15 protein-coding genes and 2 tRNA genes are annotated in these 20,659 nt (G+C 34.6%); 7 read left to right on the top strand and 10 right to left on the bottom strand.

The genetic code is table 11. The annotated features are described in order from the left end of the window. Positions 1-21: 21 nt before the first annotated feature. The 3 genes from ABXZ36_RS12445 to ABXZ36_RS12455 form a co-directional block, all read right to left on the bottom strand. Positions 22-498 (bottom strand): hypothetical protein, encoded by a 477-nt coding sequence (locus ABXZ36_RS12445; RefSeq protein ID WP_354616006.1) that lies wholly within the window; start codon positions 496-498, stop codon positions 22-24. Between the two features lie 332 nt (positions 499-830). Further along, complete coding sequence (locus tag ABXZ36_RS12450) at positions 831-1,298, bottom strand: hypothetical protein (protein WP_354616007.1); 468 nt, start codon at positions 1,296-1,298, stop codon at positions 831-833. A 314-nt stretch (positions 1,299-1,612) separates the two neighbouring features. Then, on the bottom strand, positions 1,613-2,116 hold the full coding sequence (locus ABXZ36_RS12455; protein WP_354616008.1) for a Cif family virulence factor: 504 nt from the start codon (positions 2,114-2,116) through the stop codon (positions 1,613-1,615). A gap of 453 nt (positions 2,117-2,569) precedes the next feature. Here ABXZ36_RS12455 and ABXZ36_RS12460 point away from each other — a divergent pair, with 453 nt between their 5' ends. The 4 genes from ABXZ36_RS12460 to ABXZ36_RS12475 all read left to right on the top strand — a co-directional run bounded on the left by ABXZ36_RS12460 (position 2,570) and on the right by ABXZ36_RS12475 (position 6,873). Continuing rightward, positions 2,570-3,919 carry a tyrosine-type recombinase/integrase gene (locus ABXZ36_RS12460; RefSeq protein ID WP_354616009.1) on the top strand — a complete coding sequence of 450 codons (1,350 nt, stop codon included), beginning with the start codon at positions 2,570-2,572 and terminating at the stop codon, positions 3,917-3,919. Positions 3,920-4,101: 182 nt separating this feature from the next. After that, positions 4,102-4,689 (top strand): hypothetical protein, encoded by a 588-nt coding sequence (locus tag ABXZ36_RS12465; protein WP_354616010.1) that lies wholly within the window; start codon positions 4,102-4,104, stop codon positions 4,687-4,689. 88 nt (positions 4,690-4,777) lie between these two features. Further along, positions 4,778-5,056, top strand: a complete 279-nt coding sequence (locus tag ABXZ36_RS12470) for a helix-turn-helix domain-containing protein (protein WP_354616011.1) — start codon at positions 4,778-4,780, stop codon at positions 5,054-5,056. A gap of 521 nt (positions 5,057-5,577) precedes the next feature. After that, the gene (locus ABXZ36_RS12475) at positions 5,578-6,873 is read left to right on the top strand and encodes a hypothetical protein (protein WP_354616012.1); all 1,296 of its coding nucleotides are present in this window, start codon (positions 5,578-5,580) and stop codon (positions 6,871-6,873) included. A 245-nt stretch (positions 6,874-7,118) separates the two neighbouring features. Here ABXZ36_RS12475 and ABXZ36_RS12480 read toward each other — a convergent pair whose 3' ends face one another. From ABXZ36_RS12480 to mutS, 6 genes are all read right to left on the bottom strand, one after another. Next, positions 7,119-8,498 (bottom strand): restriction endonuclease subunit S, encoded by a 1,380-nt coding sequence (locus ABXZ36_RS12480; RefSeq protein ID WP_354616013.1) that lies wholly within the window; start codon positions 8,496-8,498, stop codon positions 7,119-7,121. A gap of 4 nt (positions 8,499-8,502) precedes the next feature. After that, positions 8,503-10,026, bottom strand: coding sequence for a hypothetical protein (locus ABXZ36_RS12485; protein ID WP_354616014.1), 1,524 nt, complete (start codon positions 10,024-10,026; stop codon positions 8,503-8,505). After that, on the bottom strand, positions 10,023-12,233 hold the full coding sequence (locus tag ABXZ36_RS12490) for a type I restriction-modification system subunit M (protein WP_354616015.1): 2,211 nt from the start codon (positions 12,231-12,233) through the stop codon (positions 10,023-10,025). The genes ABXZ36_RS12485 and ABXZ36_RS12490 overlap by 4 nt, the downstream gene beginning before the upstream one ends. 760 nt (positions 12,234-12,993) lie before the next feature. After that, positions 12,994-13,077: transfer RNA gene (locus ABXZ36_RS12495), tRNA-Leu, on the bottom strand. Positions 13,078-13,127: 50 nt separating this feature from the next. Continuing rightward, positions 13,128-13,200, bottom strand: a tRNA-Gly gene (locus ABXZ36_RS12500). A 200-nt stretch (positions 13,201-13,400) separates the two neighbouring features. Continuing rightward, a complete protein-coding gene (mutS, locus tag ABXZ36_RS12505) occupies positions 13,401-15,977 on the bottom strand; it encodes a DNA mismatch repair protein MutS (protein ID WP_354616171.1) in 2,577 nt (858 codons plus the stop codon). 199 nt (positions 15,978-16,176) lie between these two features. On the opposite strand from mutS, the gene ABXZ36_RS12510 reads away from it, so the two are divergent. Further along, positions 16,177-16,728 carry an RNA methyltransferase gene (locus ABXZ36_RS12510; protein WP_354616016.1) on the top strand — a complete coding sequence of 184 codons (552 nt, stop codon included), beginning with the start codon at positions 16,177-16,179 and terminating at the stop codon, positions 16,726-16,728. Between the two features lie 122 nt (positions 16,729-16,850). On the opposite strand, the gene folK is transcribed toward ABXZ36_RS12510, so the two are convergent. Further along, on the bottom strand, positions 16,851-17,993 hold the full coding sequence (gene folK / locus ABXZ36_RS12515; protein WP_354616017.1) for a 2-amino-4-hydroxy-6-hydroxymethyldihydropteridine diphosphokinase: 1,143 nt from the start codon (positions 17,991-17,993) through the stop codon (positions 16,851-16,853). Positions 17,994-18,169: 176 nt separating this feature from the next. Between folK and sppA the strand changes: the two genes are divergently transcribed. Together sppA and ABXZ36_RS12525 are read left to right on the top strand one after the other, a co-directional pair. Then, positions 18,170-19,930, top strand: a complete 1,761-nt coding sequence (gene sppA / locus ABXZ36_RS12520; RefSeq protein WP_354616018.1) for a signal peptide peptidase SppA — start codon at positions 18,170-18,172, stop codon at positions 19,928-19,930. A 2-nt stretch (positions 19,931-19,932) separates the two neighbouring features. Continuing rightward, positions 19,933-20,646, top strand: a complete 714-nt coding sequence (locus tag ABXZ36_RS12525; RefSeq protein ID WP_354616019.1) for a queuosine precursor transporter — start codon at positions 19,933-19,935, stop codon at positions 20,644-20,646. Positions 20,647-20,659 lie beyond the last annotated feature (13 nt).

Here is a 20,659-nt window from a genome sequence, read left to right on the forward strand (position 1 = left end):
TTGACAGGGTTAAATTACAACTTAACTTGCTGTCCTAAAATTGGGGAGTATTATACTATCTATTTCGACCGTATTTTTAAAATTCTTTATTTCTTTTTCTTTGTTGTTATCGACAGTCTCTTTGAGAGAGTTTTTCATATTGAAAATTCTGGTTCTAACATCATTTTTCAAAGAGTCAATTCTTTCAAAATTTATTAATAGTGCGACATTATTTCCTTGTTCATCAATTAATTTAAAATCCATTGGTATCGTTGATGAAGAGCCTAGTGCCTCTTTCATATCCTGCGATACTTTTTCTGAAATACAGAATTTTTGATATGCTTCTAAATAGGCAATCGAATCATTTTTCGCTCGAATTATTATAGTATCTTTTTCGTTCCGTTCAGTTCCACCAAAAAGTGATTCATTTTGTCCAATTTCCACATATTCGTACTTTTTCGATTGTTCGCAAGATGTTATGATTGATATAAATATGACTAAAAGTAAAAGTTTCTTCATTGTTTATTGGTTTGGTTTAGCTAGTTGTCAACGGTAATGTATATGAAAAGTAGCGCCTTTAGTCGTCAAGATCGTTTCAGCTAGTATAAATATTTAAAAAGAGCACAAACTAAATGGCTTTCGCTAATCCTGCTATTTTTTATATACGTTGTTAGCAAATGTATGTTTATCATTAAGTCAATTTTTCCCAAATTTAATTTTCCGTTTTTTATTTAAACTCTCTTTTGTAATTATTCAATTTAAATATGCCTAAGCGACAAAATAATTGAATTATTAACTTTAAATAATCACAGCGCCCTCGCAAACCAGAACATGGGACACAAAATATTTAACTACATATTCTTAATTATGTTCCATCTGTATCCGAAATTCAAAATCGCTTTTGATTCAAATGACAAGGATGTATCGGAATCAAGTGGATTAAATTCAATGGAGGTAATCCAATATCCTTTTTTCCCTTTAGGAAAACTAGATTGCAAGTAGAGATTAAATGGGAATGGTCTTACTCCGACGATTACTTTAGTATTATTAAACTTTTTGCCTATTCCCAATTTGCCAGTCACAAGTGATGGAAGCGCAAAACCCGCTTCATATTCAAAAATGAAATTATTTTCATTGATATATGTCCTCCCCCAAAGAACTGAAGTTCCGGGGAAAATGAAATCATCATTAGGCATATAGGCAACACCAAAATTCCATTCTACGAAAGAATTCTTTGATTTTCCTGCAGATATTTCTTGTGCTTCACTTTTTTGAAAGAAAAAAATTGATAGAAGAGAAATCAAAAGTAGTTTTTTCATAATATTTATTTTTTAGATAGGTATAAATTAAGAATATTGTTTTACATGGCGATTTCTGTTTACAGGTTATTTCAATTTAATATTTTCCTAGAATTTTAGACAAATAATTAGTTCAATAGGACTTCCGTTAATACTATTCGATTTCGAAATATTTGTTAACGGTTGGTATATGAGCTTTGGCGTATCTCGGCACAGACCTTTGCTGACAAAAACTGGCTTTGGAAAATCCGCAGGACTTTCCAAGTGGCACAGACCAAGCCATAGCTTATATACTTTGTTAGCGGTTGGTTGTTTTTTACATTTTAGTGCAATAGTTAATTGAATACTAGATAAGCTATTTTCCACTCTGCTGCGTCATTCTTTTTTAATATAAGAAGGGCCGAACTAGATATATCTTTACTTTCATTGGTCTTAATTGTCGTTGCAATGGCCTTATAGTGGTAAGAAACATAAGCTAAATCACAGGATGAATCCACATAGTCAATTATTATTTCATCGTAGCTTATCTTTATACTTTTAAAAGCTTCCCGCATATCCTTGAAGCCAATCTTTCCCATTTTAATAGCCGGTTTTCCTTCTGACTGCATATATAAAAAGTCGCTTGTAAAGAAATCAGTCCATTGATTAAATGTTAGACTGTCAGATAAGTCATTGGTCATAACGGCATCATGCATAGAAAGCACAACCTGTTTTACATCAACAGAATCAATTTTAGTCAATTTTTCAGTTGTATTTTTTGTTTCCTTGTCTTTTTTAGGGTTGGTGTTGCAAGAAAACAAAACTGTAGATAAGGTCAATATTGTAAATAGCTTTTTCATTTTCTTTTATTGTTTTTGTCAATTTATGTGGTTGCTGAACTTACCGCTAACGTATGGATATAGTTACTATTAACTATATATCCATTTTAGTATTTATTATGCGTTTAATAATGAACAAAAGATAGTAAAAAATCTATGAAATGAAGTAAGCACTTATTCACAATACAGGAATCATACAAGAAAAGTATTTAAAAACAAAAAACCCTTGAAAATCAGATGATTAACAAGGGTCTTTGTACTCGAGGCGGGACTTGAATATTTAGATTTTCTATATTCTTAAATCATCTTTAAATTCTAGTGAAAGCCAATATATTCAACATAAATAGGCATTACGAAGGTAATTGAATTGTTGAAGTTAATCTAATACTGTATAATGATATTGATTAATTGTCGGGATTATGTCGGGAAGAATTTATTAATGCTTTATATTTGATTGTTCTAAGATTCAAATTTATGGCAACAATCAATTTTTTAGTAAAAGGAAAAGATAACCCCGCAACAATCAACTTAAGATTTGTACACGGTAGAAAATTCGATTTTACCAAAAGCACTGGGTTTTTAATAAACCCCAAGGACTGGAGCCCAAAGAAGAAGATGCCTAACCAAAGAGATGAGGTATTAAAAAAACTAACCACGGACTTACAGGAGCTCTCAAACGACATTATTAAATCATTTAATAATACGCCATTAGATGAAATTGGGCCCGATTGGTTACAATATCAAATAGATTTGTCGAAAGGTATTGTAAAACCTCAACAATCTAGAAGTGATTTATTAGATGACTGTATTAAGCATATTATTGATACGGCAAATATTAGGGAAAACTCAAAAGGTGGTTTAGGATTATCAAAAAGTCGTGTTAACTCCTATAAAAACTTACAAAAGATTTTCAATAAATACCAAGGCTCCAATAAATACAGGGTCAGGGATGTTGATATTAAATTTGGGAGGGAGTTTTTGGACTGGATGCTCAGTAAACAAAATTACTCCGAAAGTTATGCTCGCAAAAAGATAGACGATTTGAAAACAGTTTGCAGGGATGCCGAGCTAGATGGTATTATTGTTAGTGCACAACTAAGGAAGATAAAAGGAGGCAAGCCAAAAAAGGAGTATATAGTATATTTAAACCCTCAGGAGCTCAAAAAGATAGAAAAGGCTAATGTTCACAACAATGCCTATCAAAACGCCCGGAAATGGCTCTTATTGGGCTGTAATATAGGACAGAGAGGGGGCGATTTGTTGAAACTTACTAAGAATAATTTTTTTAATAGAAATGGACTGGAAGTTATAGAGCTCAAACAACAGAAAACAGGCAAACAAGTTATTATTCCTTTGTCAGAGGAAACTAAGGAAATTATTAAAGATGGATTTCCAAGGCCGATAGCCATTCAGAATTTCAACGAATACATAAAAGATATTTGTAGAATTGCGGGAATTGATGAAATGACCGAAGGGGTTAAGTCGGTAATGGTAGATAGTAAAGGCAATGAAATCATAAAGGACGAGAAAGGTAAATATGTTTCCAAAGGGGTTAAGAGAAATATAAAGGGAATATTCCCGAAATATGAATTAGTTGCCTCTCATGTTTGCAGGCGTTCTTTCGCGACTAACTTATATGGTGATTTACCTACACCATTAATAATGCAAATAACAGCTCATAGTACAGAAAAAATGTTTCTTAACTACATAGGCAAGGATAGTTTGGATTATGCCCAACAAATTGCAGATATGTTTGCGTTATTGACCCAAAAGAAAAAGAAAGAATCTACACTCGAGATAGTTCAAAAGAGGGTTAACGAATAACAAAAGGAAAAAGATGTATTGGGAAAACCTTTTAAAAAGTTATAGCTCCTTTGTAAAACATGAGGACATTTATAACGAAGATGAAAAAGACATAATTATAAATTCATTTCGTGAATACATAAAAAAGCAATTAAACGCCGGTAAATTGTAAATTTGAATGGGCAACGTAAAATAAATTTTAGATGATTGAGAGGTTAGAATATGATTATAATTTAAAGCTAAGGCAGTTTTTGAGTAAAAACGAAAATGTTACCGAATATAATTTTTTAAAAATAGAAATTGAAAACTTAACTCAATCTATTCCAGAACTTGAAGCTAAAATTAAAAAACTAGAGAGCGAAATACCTAGTCAGGACTATACCGAGGCGGCAGCACATTTATTTCCTAATAATTATCATCAAATTAAATTAGAACTAAAGAGAGCTAAAGATAGTATAGACGAGGCTAGAATGAAACTTAGAGATTGTGAAATTAAAATTAACAGGCTGCCGCAACATCATTTAGGAAGCAGTCAAAAGCAAAATAACGGTCCTTTAGTTAGCGGTAAAAAGTTAAATATTGTGGACCGATACCATATTGCAAAAGAAGTCTTGGATATCGATGGGATTATAAACTCAAAGAATATTTCTCTAACAGAAAAGCATAATTTGTTAGCTCATATTATGGGATGTAATCAGCAAACGGCTAGAGAACTATGGAACAATACACAACAAAAACGAACTAAATTAAACGAAGAAAACATAAATACCTATCTAGAAAAGTTGAAATAGATGTGAATTGTGTGAAAATATAATTACACACTTTTTACACATACCTACCTCTTAAAATAATATTGCATTGTAATTTAAAATAGACACAATGCAGACAATACAATTCGTTGGGGTAACACCCGAACAACTTCAAAATCAAATTGCCGAAACGGTCAAGAATCAACTAGGTGAATTTTTAGAGCACTACAAACCTAAACAGCCAAATGACTATCTAAGTAGAAAACAGGTAAGTGAATTGTTAGATGTGGACCTCAGCACAGTCGCCAACTGGCAAAAGTCGGGAAAACTAAAGCCTTTGGGAATTGGTGGCCGTGTTTACTTCTTACGCTCAGATATTGAAAAAAGTCTTATTTCAATTAACGGTTAAATTCGGGAAATGGTCAACGTACCTGAGTATATTAGCCACGTTTACAAGGTAGAAAAGCAATTAAAGAATTACACCGTTTATTCATTAGTTGAGGTTTCTGGCTCAAAGAATCTATTAACGGAGTTAATAAGGATAGAGGCGTTTAGGGAAAAGAGTGACACAAAAGTAATTAACTTTTATTTGCGGTTGCGAAATACTTCTAATTGGAAAAAATGTAGCCTTGTAACTGGCCTAAGACAAATAAAGAACAATGATGTTTTTTATGGGGATTGCAATATCCCTCAACTAATTGGCAATCGATCTAAATCCTTGCTAATGTTTAGTGATTCAAAATGGAGGTTAAAACTATATATCTACGTTTTCAGTGACTTTTATCCTTTTCAAAAGGGATTTCTTCACAGCATTGTAAATAACATAAAATAAGGCATAGGGGCATAGAATAAGGGGACTGTTAAGGTCCCCTCTATTTGTTCTAATGATCGTTTCTACGGGCAACCCAAAAACTAATCCAATATAGGTAATTGGTAGACTACATTAAAATAATTCTAAAGGGTTATTCAATAAATAAATTATTGGAGAATGACCTATTGAGTTTTGTTTACAAGGGTCTTAATCCCGATACGGGCGAACTATTGACACACAACCGGAATGGCAAGAAAATAACACCCTGTAGACATGCCTATTATGGGACTTTGGAATTTAAGATTTATGATGCCACTAAATTACACCCCGAAGGACTCGTAACACTTACAGGCAGTTTACATAAATATTTTAATAGGGGTTCACAAAATTACAACGACTTCACTGCAAACGACATGCGAGACGTTTTAAAGGAATTAAAGCAAAAGTTTAATTTAGACCTAGAGAACTCAATAATACAAGGAATAGAGATAGGTTTGAACATTACCCCTACCATGCCGACAACGGAAATATTACAGAATTGTTTATTACATAAGACAATGCCTTTTGATGCCCAATATTTTGGGGGTCGAGGCGAATATTTACAGGCGTCTCACAGTGATTACTATATAAAACTTTATAACAAGGGGCTGCAAAACATAAAAAGAGGATTGATTAAGAGAGGCACAGAGATAATGCGTTTTGAAATTAAGTATTCCAAAATGAGAAAGGTGAACGCAAAAGGGATTTTTAACCTCAACGACTTAATTCATTTTAATATGCTGGAATTTAAGGATGATATTTTAAAAGAGTGGAGAAATATTTTATTCTACGATTACACAATCGAACACAAAACAGAAAATTTGAAAAACTACAATAACCCTAATTATTGGAAGGGATTATTGAAAAGAAGTAGTAAGTCGGCGTTTAATAACCACCGTGCCAAATTACGGGGATTAATTAAAAATCATTCAGAAGACATTCAAGGAAAAATTGGACTTTTAATAACCGAAAAAATAGAAGAATTAAATACAAAGGGATGTACAAATACACCCTCTATGTATATGGTGAAAATGAACACCCCTCTCTATAATAAGCAATGCGGAAGAAATAGGCGATGTAGGGTAACAGGAATAGATATAAGAATGCAGGGTGAAAGAAGTTTTTTGTTGGGTCCAAAAGGGTTGAGGTATTACTGTAAAAACGAGCACAGGATATTTGAGCAAGTTAAAAGAAAATACCTTTCTAAAAAGTGGACAAATGAACCTTTAGAAAAGCAGATAGAAGAATTGTACCATAACATAAGGAACCATTACAGTAATGGAAAAGTAAAACAGGCAAGGCTCTATAATCATCAACAAATAAATTTTTTAGAATGTATTGATTACGATATTGAGGTTTATTCGCCCTTAGTTTAGAGCTAAAAAAGCACTGAGGAAGGGATTTAACAGGGAGGTAACAGGGAGAATCGATTTAAATATAAGATTAATTCAATAAAAATAATTAGGCCTAATATTTGCTTACTTTAAATATATTTCGTCCTTCACATAACTCGCATTTAACCAAAAACACTATTTTGTGTATTCCGTTTGTCATGCCTATCTATCAGCTAAATTTAATTCATAAGTGTTTGTTGTATTTCTTAAGTGTAGTATTGCCTGGCTTATCCAATTATAATTTTTTCTACTTCTTGTTTTGCATCTTCTAATATTCGTTTTGAATCACTTTTTAATAATTTAACTTGTTCTTGTAACGATTCAATATAGTCCGAAATCCTTTTTTGTGTTTGTTCATCCGGTAATGGAATTGGTATTTTTTTTAGGTCCTTACCGTAAACGTGAGAAGTTTGTCCAGTTTTTTCTCTATTGATAAGAGATTTAAACATTTCAGTTTTTAATAACGAGAATAGATATGTAGTATTTACTTTATCATTGGCCCTTACGCAAATTAATTCACCAACATAGGAGGTATCAATTTTAGGTTCTTCAATTAGCATTTTGATATGTCTTCCTACATATTCAGATTGGTGAGCAGCTGACAAAATAAAAATATCCCCTTTTTGAGCTTTTAGATTTTGTTTAGAAAATACATAATCAACTTTTTCTAAATCTATAAAATCGTTAGTGTAGCTTCCGACTTTTATGATAGGGAATTGTGTTTGTTCTTCAGAATATTCAGCTTTTGCAGGTGTTTTTCCACTGTTTAGTATGTCAGTAACATCTTTTAAATCAACTATTTCAAAATGTGATTTTTTAATTTCTGCAACAATGTTTTTATAGCTGATATTTTGATAATCTGGGTCAAGTCTACCGTTGGTTATTTCATTAAAATTAGCGTAGAACATTCTACTCAATGATGTGTTGTTTTCTACGGGTAATAAAACACCTAATTCATTAAGCAAATATGTATCTATAGTTTTTAAAAGTTCTTTAGCTTGAGCGTCTTTTGATTGTTTACGCCTGTTAGCAATATTATATAGCTCTACAATTTTAATTTGATTCTCAATGGTGATTTCTGGAACAGGTAAATTATTTATATCCTCTGTTTGAAGTCTTGGTAAAGTATTTCCAGTCATTAAATGTTTTGTTTGATTTACAATTAACGATGACCTTAAATAGATTGTCAAAAATTCATTACTATATTTTTCGCTATCAAAAATGTGAAATTCTGTTGAACAAATCCCATCAAATTCCGCCAAATATACCTTGTTTAAGTAAGGTCTCAGTTTTGGAAAAAGTATATGGCCTCTTTTAAACTTTCCGGCGCTGCTAATACTTTCTTTTTCGCTAGTTGGAATGTAATGCCCTGTATCACTTTCAATATTTTCTAATCCTACATAAACATCGGATTTGGTAATCTCAGAAGTTGTTGTTTTGACATTTTTTACTAAGTGTTTTAACTTAATAAGATTATTATTAAGTTTTAACTTCTCTATTGCATTTCTTCTTTCGACATGAAATTGGTGAGGATCCATTCTAGCTTCAATTTCAGACCGTTTGATTAAGAAGAACTTGATATTTGTATTTTGAGTTGTTTGTGCCATTTGATTAACTAATTACTAAACCGTAATCCTTAAGTAGAATACTTTTAATGTTATCATAAATAATACCTTCTAAATCGTTTAAAGGCCCATTTCCATTATATTTATTTGCAATGTCGTGACCATAATCAAATGGAATTTCTTCACCATCTTTAATAACTATAATTGAAGGTTTATCTAAGCTTCTGGCAAATCCTAATTCATACGCAACATTTGGATTTTTTTCTGAAATATCTGCTATGAAAATTTTACACTCTTTGATTTGATTTAGGAAATTAAATACAATATCCATAGTTCTTCCTATATGTTCCATAATTGGGAATAGCGAAATTTTAAGAGAAGGATTTTCTTGTTTTAATTTTTCAATAACTCTTTCATATGCCTCATTATAGCCTCTTATAATGCTGGAGTCGTGACCAAAATAAGGCATAGCTACAAAAACTGTAATTTCTTGTTCTGCTATTTTGTCAAATATTTTTATAATACTACTGGCTGTAATTTCCGGAATTTCGAAAATGTGGTTTTGAATTACCCACTTTTTGAATAAATTAAATTTTCCTTTATTTTCTTCAACGTGATAGTAAAGAAATGATGTAAGAAGGCCAAAACTAGAGTTGGCTTTTAGTTTCTCATTTTCATTGTATAAAGTATCAATAGCTTTTAACGATTCAAAAACTTTATCTACAATGGATTCAGGATTTTCTCCTTTTGCCAATAACTTGTGAAATACCTCAATGTAATATGTTCTATATTGTTTAGAAAGAATATTTTCAATTCCGGTGAAAATTTCAGGATTAACTTTTTTAATTAAAGTCCTAGTTAATACGCCTTCTAGATTTAAAATATCCTCTAATTCGGATTCTAAAAAGTTAGTTGAATCATCAATGATTACACGCAAATTTTCTTCAGAAGTGAGCGCAATTGTTTTGGTATTTATGTTATGAAAAAAAACTTTAACTGATTTGTCAAAAACATCAGTAGTTGAGTTTTTTACTGGATTTCCACCTTTATAATACTCTTCACCAAGTATAATACAAAAAGGAGCAACCATTCTTTGGACTTTTGGTGATTCAGATAAACCTGCAGCATCCAATCTGTGATTGCCATCAATTCTATGAAATGGTTTTTTAACTAAATCAAATTGAGAATCGTCAATTTCAATTTCTATTAAATTTATTTTACTATTACCTCGTACATCTTCTCTGGCTTTGAAATCAACAGGTTTTGGCTTGAAAACTGTTCCATCTACATTTGATTTGTAGCTTTTGCTTGATTGCAACTTTTGTAATGGCGTTTCACTATCTTTTGATTTATCAAAGGAGTGTTTTATTTTGTAACTTAAAATGACTTCAGGGAAAAACAAATATGTTTCATGTTCCAAAAAATCCGAAATATCTTTCCTATCCTCTATAGGATTTCTTTGATATTTATAGTCTGCTTCAGAAATTCTTGCTAACTCTTTTATTGGAGCAAAACCTCTTATGCATATTTGACCATTTAATGAACTATCTAATATTCCTCTTATTATCATAGATTATTGAATTCTAAATGATTAATGAATTTAGAAAGTTCTACTTTTATTACATCTAAATCGCCATCTCCATCAGCTGTGCTCTTGCCTGTGGCATCATATCCAATGTCTTCTGCTATCGCCATGAAAATAGGATAGTCTGGTAATTTTGTTTGTCTTTCTTTTAAATAAGCATCTTGCAATTGTTCCTTTAAATCGTTTACTTTTTCTGAATAAAAGGCATTTAGTTCTTCTTTCCAAGCTTTGTACTCGGCTGTTTTTTTTAGCTCTGTCATACTAAAGGAAGGATATGGATTGTAAAAGTTCTCTAATTCTATTGTTTTCCTTTTCTTTTCTTTTTCCCATTTTTGAAGATGCTCGAAATACTGAAATTCTTCTTTTAGGTTAATTTGAATACTTGCTTTTAAATTTCTTAAATGCATTGTTTGTTCGGAACTATGTTTTTTGACAAACAATACGGAGCTTTTAACTCCAGCACCTGTAGCACTAAAGGCAGTTTGAGGAATGCTTACAACCGAAACTATTCTAAATTTATCTTCAATATCATCTCGTACATACTGTAAACTACTATTCGTAAGGATTCCATCCGGTAATACAATCGCTAAATAGCCTCCTTCTTTGAGAAATCTATGGCATTGTTCTATGAAAAGAATTTCAGTGTTTTGTTTGTCTCTTTTGGAGATTGTTGTTTTTCCTTTTACATCCAACCAATCTGGTACTTTTTTGCCAAAATCATAACTACTTAAATAGGCTTTCTCAGATTTCCTTACAGAAGAACCAAATGGCGGATTAGTAATAATAAAATCAAAATGGTTGTATTTGAAACCTTTGTTGGTGGTTTTATAAGCGATATCATTAGAGCTTAAAAGTCCGTCCTCTGTGATTACGTTAGTATGACCATCATCGTGAATAATCATATTCATTTTCGCAGCCCTACTAATTTGTTCATTTATTTCAATGCCGAACAGATTTTTTTCTGCAAAATCATGCCAGTACTTTTTCCAGCGGCCGTATTGTTTTGTATCCTTTTTATAATTAGGATACATTCTATTGGCTTCTTCTCTTATTTTATTTAATGCGTAAAGTAAAAAACCTCCACTCCCACAAGAGGTGTCTAAAACGAAGGAATCATTTTTAATGGGCAAAATATCAATAGCGAACTTTACAATTGGTCTTGGTGTGAAGTATTGCCCAAAATTACCTCTAAAGAAGGAATCCATAAAGGTTTCGAAAGCTCTTCCTTTTGCATCTAAGTCTGTTTCTCCAAGATTTATATCTTGTAAGTAGCCAACAACGGTCCTAATTTTTTCGGCTGAAAGTCGAATGTTGTCTCTGAAAACTTCTGCATCTTTTTTTCGTCCTTCTTCATACAATTGGTTTACACGTTCCAGGAGTCTTTTGTTTTCTATATCTCTAATCGCCCTTCGTAATTCGTCATTGTTTAGTTTTTCCCAATTCTTTACTTCTTCTTTTTGAGCAGTAATAATCTGAAAATCGTAAGGATCCCCTGGCAATCTATGCTTTCTTTCGTCCCATATTTTACAAAAAATGAGTTTGTCAAGCTCATCAAATGCTTCTGAAGGGTTTAATTGACCACCAGCCCAAAGTGCATCGTGTGCTTGTTTGAATCGTATTGTTAAAACATTTTCTTCTACAATTTCTAGGTCAAAAAACTTTTGTTTTCCTTCAACTTCTTTTAGCGCTTCGGCCTCATAAACATACTTGTAGGTTGCTAATACTTTAACCCCATATTGCGGTATGTCTGGTTGTGTAATTCTGGTATTGCGTTTTTTGTCAACTTGAAAATATTCATCTTTTGCCCCAGATGTAACCCAAACATATTTGACATCATTAGGTAAGGCATAGGCGTAACTATATGCTTGTTCGATGGCTTGTAAAAATTCTTGTTCACTAACAGTATCATTTTTACATTCAACTAAAATGTGTGGTTGCGAACAATCATCATCATTGTAAACAATAATATCGGCTTCTTTTCTCTCGCTTCCCATTGTTACCATTTCGTACATTTTTATTCTCTCCGCTCGATAATCGTATTGTAAAACCAATTTCACAAAAGTTTCAGCTTGTACTTTTTCTTCAGGGTTTGAGTAATTTCTTGGTCTATGAAAGTTGCAATATGTAATTTGCTTTTCATCTTCACTTATTTTAATCAATTTTTCTTTTATGCCTTGTTCTATTATATTCATTTAGCCTACTTCTTTGATATTAATAGTTCTGTTACTTCAATTTACCATAACTCGAAAATGGCGACCAGTGTTTCTAAAGAGGGGGTGTACTGGGTTTATGTAACCTTAGGAAATTGTCGTTTTGATTTTCTCAAGATTTTCATCAAGCCCGTTGTTGTTTTTACCGTTTTTAACCAAAACTACTTTATGTCTGTTTCTTGTCTTCTTGCGCATTTATATAAGCATAAAACACAAATATATCAGCTTGCTCTGAAATATTGTTATTTAAGAGTTATGAAAATAAAATCTGGTTGAATTTGCCGTTGTTCCTTTTGTCAGCTTGTGTACAATTTTGCATTAAAGTGAAAGTGCTTATTTTACTTTTTCAATATACACTTTTATCTCAATTAATTGAAAATATTCCTCTCTTGAAAATAGGTTTTGTTTAAGTAGTTTTGTCCTTTGCTTGTTTTAATTAGTGAAATAATGTTGTTTTAAGTTTTACTAAGCTATGGATAGTAATTTAAATAAAGATGAGGGAAACCATAATTATGGTAAGGTTTAAATTTTCAAATAAGAAATGTTTTTTTTGATAAGAAAAAGAATTTGAGTTCGGTGTCATAGTTTATGAGGTTTTTAGATTTGTAATCGTAGAGTCCACTAAAAACTATTTGACAACAGTTTAAATTGTATTTTTCCGTATTGCCGGGAACATGTTGGGATAAATCACTATCTTAAATCAAAAAACCCTTGAAAATCAAATGATTAACAAGGGTACTTGTACTCGAGGCGGGACTTGAACCCGCACGGACTAATGTCCATTGGATTTTAAGTCCAACGTGTCTACCAATTCCACCACTCGAGCCTCTGCTTGCGCAGCGATCCTACCATTGGTAGAACGTGGATTTTAATATGAGCGAAAAACGGGATTCGAACCCGCGACCTCCACCTTGGCAAGGTGGCGCTCTACCAACTGAGCTATTTTCGCGAATGTTAAGAACGTTTGCCACTAGGGCCACATCTTTGTCTGATGCGGATGCAAATTTAATACAATTCTCTAAAAGGCAAAGAAATTTGTTCAAAAAGAAATAAAAAAAATAAGCCAGCAGAATCCATGGTCATCAGGCATTTCTCCCGGAAGCTATTGGGACCTTAATTACCAGCCTAATACGGTTCGTCATTTGCTGTCTAGGCGTTTTTCTTTTTAGTGAGAAGACGCTGAATTTCGTTTAATTTCATCAATGCCTCCACTGGGGTAAGCGTATTGATGTCTAAATGAAGAATTTCTTCTTTAATCTGCGCCAACAGAGGATCGTCCAAATTAAAAAAGCTCAATTGCATCTCATTCTGTGCAGCTTTTAGTGTATCCGTTAGCTCTTCATTGGAATGGGATTTCTCCAGCTTCTTCAGAATTTTATTAGCCTTAAGGATCACTTGTTGAGGCATCCCCGCCATTTTGGCTACATGGATACCAAAACTGTGTTCACTGCCTCCAGGGGTGAGCTTACGCAAGAAAAGGACGTTGTCTTTGAGTTCCTTTACGGATACATTGTAATTTTTTATCCTCGGAAAGGTTGCCGCCATTTCATTAATTTCATGGTAATGGGTGGCGAAAAGCGTTTTTGCCCTTGCCGGATGTTCATGAAGATATTCGGATATGGCCCAGGCTATTGAAATACCGTCATAGGTGCTGGTCCCACGTCCAATTTCATCCAAAAGTACCAAACTCCGTTCCGAGAGGTTATTCAAAATTGAGGCTGTTTCATTCATCTCTACCATAAAAGTGGATTCCCCCATAGAAATGTTGTCGCTGGCGCCTACTCTGGTGAAGATCTTATCCACATAACCAATTTCTGCAGATTCTGCGGGAACAAAACTTCCCATTTGAGCAAGAAGCACAATCAGTGCCGTTTGGCGTAAAATAGCCGACTTGCCACTCATGTTGGGTCCCGTGATCATAATGATCTGCTGATCCTCACGGTTCAGGGTGACATCATTGGCAATATAGGCCTCGCCCAAGGGTAATTGTTTTTCAATAACCGGGTGGCGGCCATTTTTAATGAGTAATTCCGTAGAATCATTCATGGTTGGCGCTACATAATTATTGTCTTTTGCTAATTGGGTAAACCCGCAAAGGCAGTCGAGCTGCGCTATTAATTGGGCATTGTTCTGCACGGGGGAAATATACTCCTGCATCCAAACAATTAATTGTGAGAACAACTGTTGTTCCAAATGTTGGATGCGCTCTTCGGCACCTAGAATTTTGAACTCGTATTCCTTTAGTTCCTCGGTAATGTATCGTTCTGCATTTACTAAAGTCTGTTTGCGGATCCATTCTTCAGGAACTTTGTCCCTATGGGTATTGCGGACTTCTATATAATATCCGAAGACATTGTTGGAAGCTATCTTTAGCGAGGAGATTCCAGTACTTTTGGTTTCCCGCTCCAGCATTTTATTGAGGTAGTCCTTCCCGGAAAATGCCAAGCCTCTTAATTCATCCAGTTCTTCGGAATATCCTTTGGCTATGGTACTTCCTTTTAAGATGTTCACAGGGGCTTCTTCACTTACCATTTCTTTGATCTTACCCCTGAGCAGCTCACATAAGTGTAATTGGTCGCCAATGAGTTTTACTGATTCATTGGGGCTCTTGGTAGTTAGTTGTTTTATGGGGATAACAGCCTCCAAAGAATTCTTTAATTGAATCACCTCCTTGGGGCTAATTTTGCCCGTGGCCACCTTGGAAATTAAGCGCTCCAGATCTCCCATCTGTTTGATGTTGTGCTGCAATTTCTGCAGGGTAATAGGATCATGGAACAGATAGGAAATCACTTGATGGCGCCTTCTTATTTTTTCAATATTCTTTAAGGGGAGCGCCAACCATCTTTTCAATAAACGCCCACCCATGGGAGATATGGTCTTGTCTATAACATCCAATAAGGTAACGGCATTGAGATTGTTAGAATGGTAGAGTTCCAAGTTTCGGATAGTAAACCTATCCATCCAAATATATTCCTCTTCAGCAATACGCTGTAATCTGTTGATATGTTGTAATTGTCGATGTTGTGTTTCCAATAAATAGTGCAACACGGCTCCAGAGGCTACCACTCCATACGTTAAATGGTCTACTCCAAAACCTTTTAGGGTACTGGTCTTAAAATGATTGGTCAGCGTTTCTAATGCATAATCCTCTTGAAAAATCCAGTCTTCTGTAAAAAAGGTGTGGAAATTCTTTCCAAAAACTCCCAAAAACTCCTTTTTATTGGCCTTGGAAACCAAAACTTCGTTGGGGGAAAAATTTTGGAGTAATTTATCGATTTGCTCTTCTGTCCCTTCAGAGGTTAAGAACTCTCCGGTGGAAATATCCAAAAAGGAGACTCCTATAGTCTTTCTTCCAAAATGAACGGCACATAGGAAATTATTGTCCTTGGCATTTAGGATGTCATCATTAAAGGCTACCCCAGGGGTGACCAATTCCGTAACTCCCCTTTTTACGATGGTCTTTGTTAGTTTTGGATCTTCCAATTGGTCGCAGATGGCTACCCGTTGCCCTGCCTTCACTAGTTTTGGCAAATAGGTGTTTAAGGAATGATGGGGAAAGCCTGCCAATTCCGTCCTATCACCTCCATTATTTCTATGCGTAAGGATAATGCCTAATATTTTGGATGCCTTTATGGCATCTTCTCCAAAGGTCTCATAAAAATCGCCTACGCGGAACAACAATAAGGCATCAGGATATTTGGTCTTGATGTTATTGTATTGTTGCATTAAAGGGGTTACCTTTTTTGTTTTTTTTGAATTGGCCAAAGCGATTTTATTAACTTATTTTTGCAGATATCTTATACAAACGAAAGTACCATTTTCTTTAGGCTTGGCAAACCATTGTTGATATTTTGGGAATAACTTTTAGCTCATTGGAGGTTTGAGGTTTCTTACGTGCGTGGAAAGATGATCAGAAAAAGTATACATGCGAAAATTAGAGAATAGCGAACTGAATAGATTGGATGTTGATGGTTTTAAGGATGCGGAAAAGACGCCTATAATATTGGTGTTAGACAATATCAGGAGCCTTAATAATATTGGTTCCGTTTTTAGGACTGCTGATGCCTTTTTGGTGGAGAAAGTTTATCTGTGCGGTATCACGGCAACCCCTCCACATAAGGATATCCATAAAACGGCTTTGGGGGCTACGGATAGTGTGGCCTGGGAGTACAGAAAGGATACATTGGAATTGGTGAAGGAATTTAAAAGGTTGGGTTACGAGACTCTCGCCATAGAGCAAGCAGAAAATGCCATAATGCTCAATGAGTATCAACCAAACACCAACAAAAAGCAGGTATTGGTATTTGGAAATGAGGTTAAGGGTGTGGCCCAAGAAGTGGTGACAGCCTGCAATAAGGTAATTGAAATACCGCAATACGGAACTAAGCACTCCCTGAATATTTCCGTGAGTGCAGGAGTGGTGGTTTGGGACCTTTGGTCAAAAATGACAAAGATTACTAAATCTATCGTAAAATAAAAGGACCCAACCGTGAAGTTGAGTCCAAATATAAAGTTTGAGTTAGTTAGTTCTTCTTTATTAAGCACCGCAATTACGTAAATCTGATTGATTTATACAATAATTGGATGAAAATATACATTTTAGGGCAGGGAGACGGTGAATTTTTGTAATTCGTCTAGGATATACTCATAATCATTCTTGTTTTTTACAAAATCGCGCTCACTCACATCAATAATCAAGCTCCTTCGTTCAGGAGTACTTTTGATGAAATCAAGATATCCCCGATTGATTTTCTCTAAATAATCTGCAGAAATATTTTGTTCGTAAGCACGTCCCCTTTTTTTGATGTTGGAAAGCAATCGCTCGGAGTTTTGGTATAGGTATATGAATATATCGGGCTTCTTAACTTCCTTGTGCATAAAGGCGAACACCTTTCTATAAAGAGAGAACTCTTCTTTTTGCAGGGTCACGTTGGCGAAAATCAAGGATTTGTAGATGTCGTAATCACTAACCATGAAATTTTTAAACAGGTCAAATTGTGAGGTGTCGTCCGTAAATTGTTGGTACCTATCGGCCAAGAATGACATTTCTAATGGAAAAGCATATCGGGATTGGTCCTCATAAAATTTAGGCAGAAACGGGTTGTCCGCAAACCGCTCCAAAACTAGTTTGGCGTTAAAATCATCGGCTATCATATTGGCCAAGGTGGTTTTACCTGCCCCAATATTTCCTTCAATGGTGATAAAATGCAGTTTAGAAAAAAGTTCTTCTTTGCTTTTGTACAATTTGAATAAGGTTTTTTCCATGACACTTTTATCTGGACATTCTTGTAACAGATTTCTAGTGTCTTTATCTATGATGGGATGATAAAATTGAGGTGCAATATCTGACAAAGGTCTTAAAACAAAATGTCTTTTGTGGAGATTGGGATGCGGAATTACCAAATTCTCGGTGTGGATCACTTCCTGTTCATAATATAAAATATCAATATCTATAGTTCTGGGCTGGTAGCCCTCCACTTCATCTCTTATTCTTCCTAATGCGGTTTCTACTTCCAAGATAGCCTCTAGCAGTTCTATCGGCGACAAAAATGTTTGCAGTGACAGGCATGCATTTAGGAAAACCTCTCCTTCAAAGCCCCAAGCAGGAGTTTCATAAACAGAAGAAAGCCCAGTAATGAAACCTGCTTTTTTTTGAATAGCGAACACAGCCTCCTGTAGGTTATTCAACTTATTGCCTAGGTTACTTCCTATAGATAGATATGTAGTCTTGGAATTATTCATAATTGGGAAAGCAAAATAAATAAAAGTAACCGACTTAAATTAGATTAATCTATAAAACAATTGAAATAAATATTTGTAACAAATCATATCAGTTTACGACTATATAGGTAGTTTGTTGTGAATACGGAACATTTACAATGCTTATCTTTGAAATCGTAAATTTAATATAGACTTTAATGAATTTTTTAAGAAACCTTCTAGCCTCAATCTTGGGCACTTTATTTGCATTTGGGATACTGTTTTTAATGTTTGTAATTCTTGGCAGCCTTATAGGAGGAGCCGAGGATAGTGTGAGTATAAAGAAAAACTCCATCTTGGAATTGCATATGGAAGACCCCGTAAGTGACTTTGTTGGGAGTGCAGATGCGGATCCTTTTGGAGGGTTTTTTGATAGGGCACAAGGGCTCGACGAAATTTTACATGCAATAAAAGTTGCTAAGGAAGATGATAATATAAAAGGCATCAGCATTAACAACAACTATATCTTGGCAGGTATGTCCCAGACACAAGCCATTAGAAATGCCCTTAAAGATTTTAAAGATGGCGGAAAATTCGTGTATGCCTATGGGGATTTTTATATGCAAAAGGATTACTACTTATCCAGTGTTGCCGATGGTGTTTATTTAAACCCTGTTGGTGCTTTGGACTTTAAAGGATTGTCATCTGAAGTATTGTTTTTTAAAGATTTACAAGAAAAGACGGGGATAAAAATGGAAGTGATCCGTCATGGGAAATACAAAAGTGCGGTAGAACCTTTTCTTTCCAATGAAATGAGCGATGCCAATAGAACGCAGATTAAAGAATTAATTAGTTCCTTATGGACGTCTATGGTAGATGATATTTCGGAAGGAAGAAATATAAGTGCTCTAAACCTAAATACTATTGCTGATACCTTGGGCGGTAGGACTCCAGAATATGCCAAGGCATCTGGTTTGATAGATGATCTCCTCTTCTATGACCAGTATGAATCTAAGCTGAAGGAAGTGGCAGGAGTGAACAATGATAATGATGTTAATTATGTGGGTCTTAAAGAGTATATAAAATATGCTAAGAAGAAGAAGCTGAACACAGGGGCTGATAAAATTGCAGTAATCTATGCCCAAGGCGAAATTATTTACGGAGAGGGAGGCCCTAATGTCATAGGTGCCGATATTATAAATGAATCCCTAATAAAGGCTAGGGAAGATAAGTCGGTAAAGGCGATTGTGCTTAGGGTAAATTCCCCTGGTGGTAGCGCCCTTACCTCTGATATTATTTGGAGGGAAGTGGAACTGACAAAAGAAATAAAGCCTGTGGTGGTTTCCATGGGGGATGTTGCAGCTTCAGGCGGATATTATATTGCGGTAGGAGCCGACAAGATTTTTGCCGAACCTACAACCATTACCGGGTCTATAGGTGTATTTGGGGTGGTACCCAATATGACTGAATTAGCAGGTAATATAGGAATTAATGCAGAGCAGGTAGGGACTAATAAGAATTCTGTGGACTACTCTCTTTTTGAGCCCATGAGCGATACCTTTAGAAAGACAATACAAGAAGGGGTAGAGTCTACTTATAATACCTTCCTTTCTAGAGTGTCTCAAGGAAGAAATATATCTATTGCTAGTGCCGATAGTTTAGCACAAGGACGTGTCTGGAGCGGTGTGGATGCTAAAAGACTTGGCTTGGTTGATGAACTTGGTGGTTTGGAAGAAGCTATTAAAGAAGCAGCCTCAATGGTAGGACTTTCCTCTTACGGCATTAAGAATTTTCCAAAATACAAGTCTGGTTTTGAACAGTTAATGGAAGACTTTGGTGGTAGTAGTGCTAAAGCCAAGCAAGCATTTATCAAAGAAGAAGTGGGAACAGAGATCTATTCCATTTTACAACAAATGAAATCGGCCATGGATCAAAAAGGAGTTCAGGCTAGAATGCCTTTTGTGCTTAATATTAAGTAAGCATGACCTTTAAGGATAAGAAATTTGCGCATACCATATACTTGTATCTGGGTGCGCTTTTTATAACCTCTTTGGTGGTCTCCAACCTTATTTTTCAAAAGTTTTTTTATTGGATGCCTTTTGGAGAGGATACCACACTTTTTAGTGCCCCATTATTTGTGGTGTCCGTGGGTATTTTACCTTATCCAATAACTTTTTTAATTACTGATCTAATCTCTGAGATCTACGGGGCCAAGAAAGCCAATCAAATTGTTACTGCCGGTATTTTTGCCTCTTTCTTTTCCATGGGGATTGTGCTCTTGGCTAATATTGCCCCGGCGGTGGATACTTCCCCAATAGACGACGCTACTTTTAACAAGGTATTTGCATTGTCCCCTGTGGCCGTTTTGGCCTCAATGATTGCCTATTTGTTTGCTCAATACGTAGACATAGGCATTTATCACTTCTGGAAACGATTGACGAACAGCAAAATGCTTTGGCTGCGCAATAACTTCTCCACCTTCGCCTCTCAGTTTATAGATACCCTCACTGTAGTAAGTCTATTATGTGTTTTTAAAGTGATTCCTTGGAGTATGTTTTACGGTTTGGTAGTAAGTGGATTTGTTTTTAAGATTTTAATAGCATTTCTCGACACTCCTTTTCTTTATTTTTTCGTATATCTATTTAGAAAACGATTTAAACTAGAAGTAGGTCAAGAAATAGATTTGGAAGTATAAGAAATTTCAATTC

The sequence above is a fragment of the Sediminicola arcticus genome (genome assembly GCF_040566695.1).
Taxonomy (GTDB): Bacteria; Bacteroidota; Bacteroidia; order Flavobacteriales; family Flavobacteriaceae; genus Sediminicola; species Sediminicola arcticus.

Coding starts and splice junctions, on each gene's coding strand:
- folK (WP_354616017.1), bottom strand. CDS start 17,993: ATGAATAATTCCAAGACTACATATCTATCTATAGGAAGTAACCTAGGC.
- ABXZ36_RS12445 (WP_354616006.1), bottom strand. CDS start 498: ATGAAGAAACTTTTACTTTTAGTCATATTTATATCAATCATAACATCT.
- ABXZ36_RS12480 (WP_354616013.1), bottom strand. CDS start 8,498: ATGGCACAAACAACTCAAAATACAAATATCAAGTTCTTCTTAATCAAA.
- ABXZ36_RS12525 (WP_354616019.1), top strand. CDS start 19,933: ATGACCTTTAAGGATAAGAAATTTGCGCATACCATATACTTGTATCTG.
- ABXZ36_RS12465 (WP_354616010.1), top strand. CDS start 4,102: ATGATTGAGAGGTTAGAATATGATTATAATTTAAAGCTAAGGCAGTTT.
- ABXZ36_RS12490 (WP_354616015.1), bottom strand. CDS start 12,233: ATGAATATAATAGAACAAGGCATAAAAGAAAAATTGATTAAAATAAGT.
- ABXZ36_RS12460 (WP_354616009.1), top strand. CDS start 2,570: ATGGCAACAATCAATTTTTTAGTAAAAGGAAAAGATAACCCCGCAACA.
- ABXZ36_RS12450 (WP_354616007.1), bottom strand. CDS start 1,298: ATGAAAAAACTACTTTTGATTTCTCTTCTATCAATTTTTTTCTTTCAA.
- sppA (WP_354616018.1), top strand. CDS start 18,170: ATGAATTTTTTAAGAAACCTTCTAGCCTCAATCTTGGGCACTTTATTT.
- mutS (WP_354616171.1), bottom strand. CDS start 15,977: ATGCAACAATACAATAACATCAAGACCAAATATCCTGATGCCTTATTG.
- ABXZ36_RS12510 (WP_354616016.1), top strand. CDS start 16,177: ATGCGAAAATTAGAGAATAGCGAACTGAATAGATTGGATGTTGATGGT.
- ABXZ36_RS12470 (WP_354616011.1), top strand. CDS start 4,778: ATGCAGACAATACAATTCGTTGGGGTAACACCCGAACAACTTCAAAAT.
- ABXZ36_RS12485 (WP_354616014.1), bottom strand. CDS start 10,026: ATGATAATAAGAGGAATATTAGATAGTTCATTAAATGGTCAAATATGC.
- ABXZ36_RS12455 (WP_354616008.1), bottom strand. CDS start 2,116: ATGAAAAAGCTATTTACAATATTGACCTTATCTACAGTTTTGTTTTCT.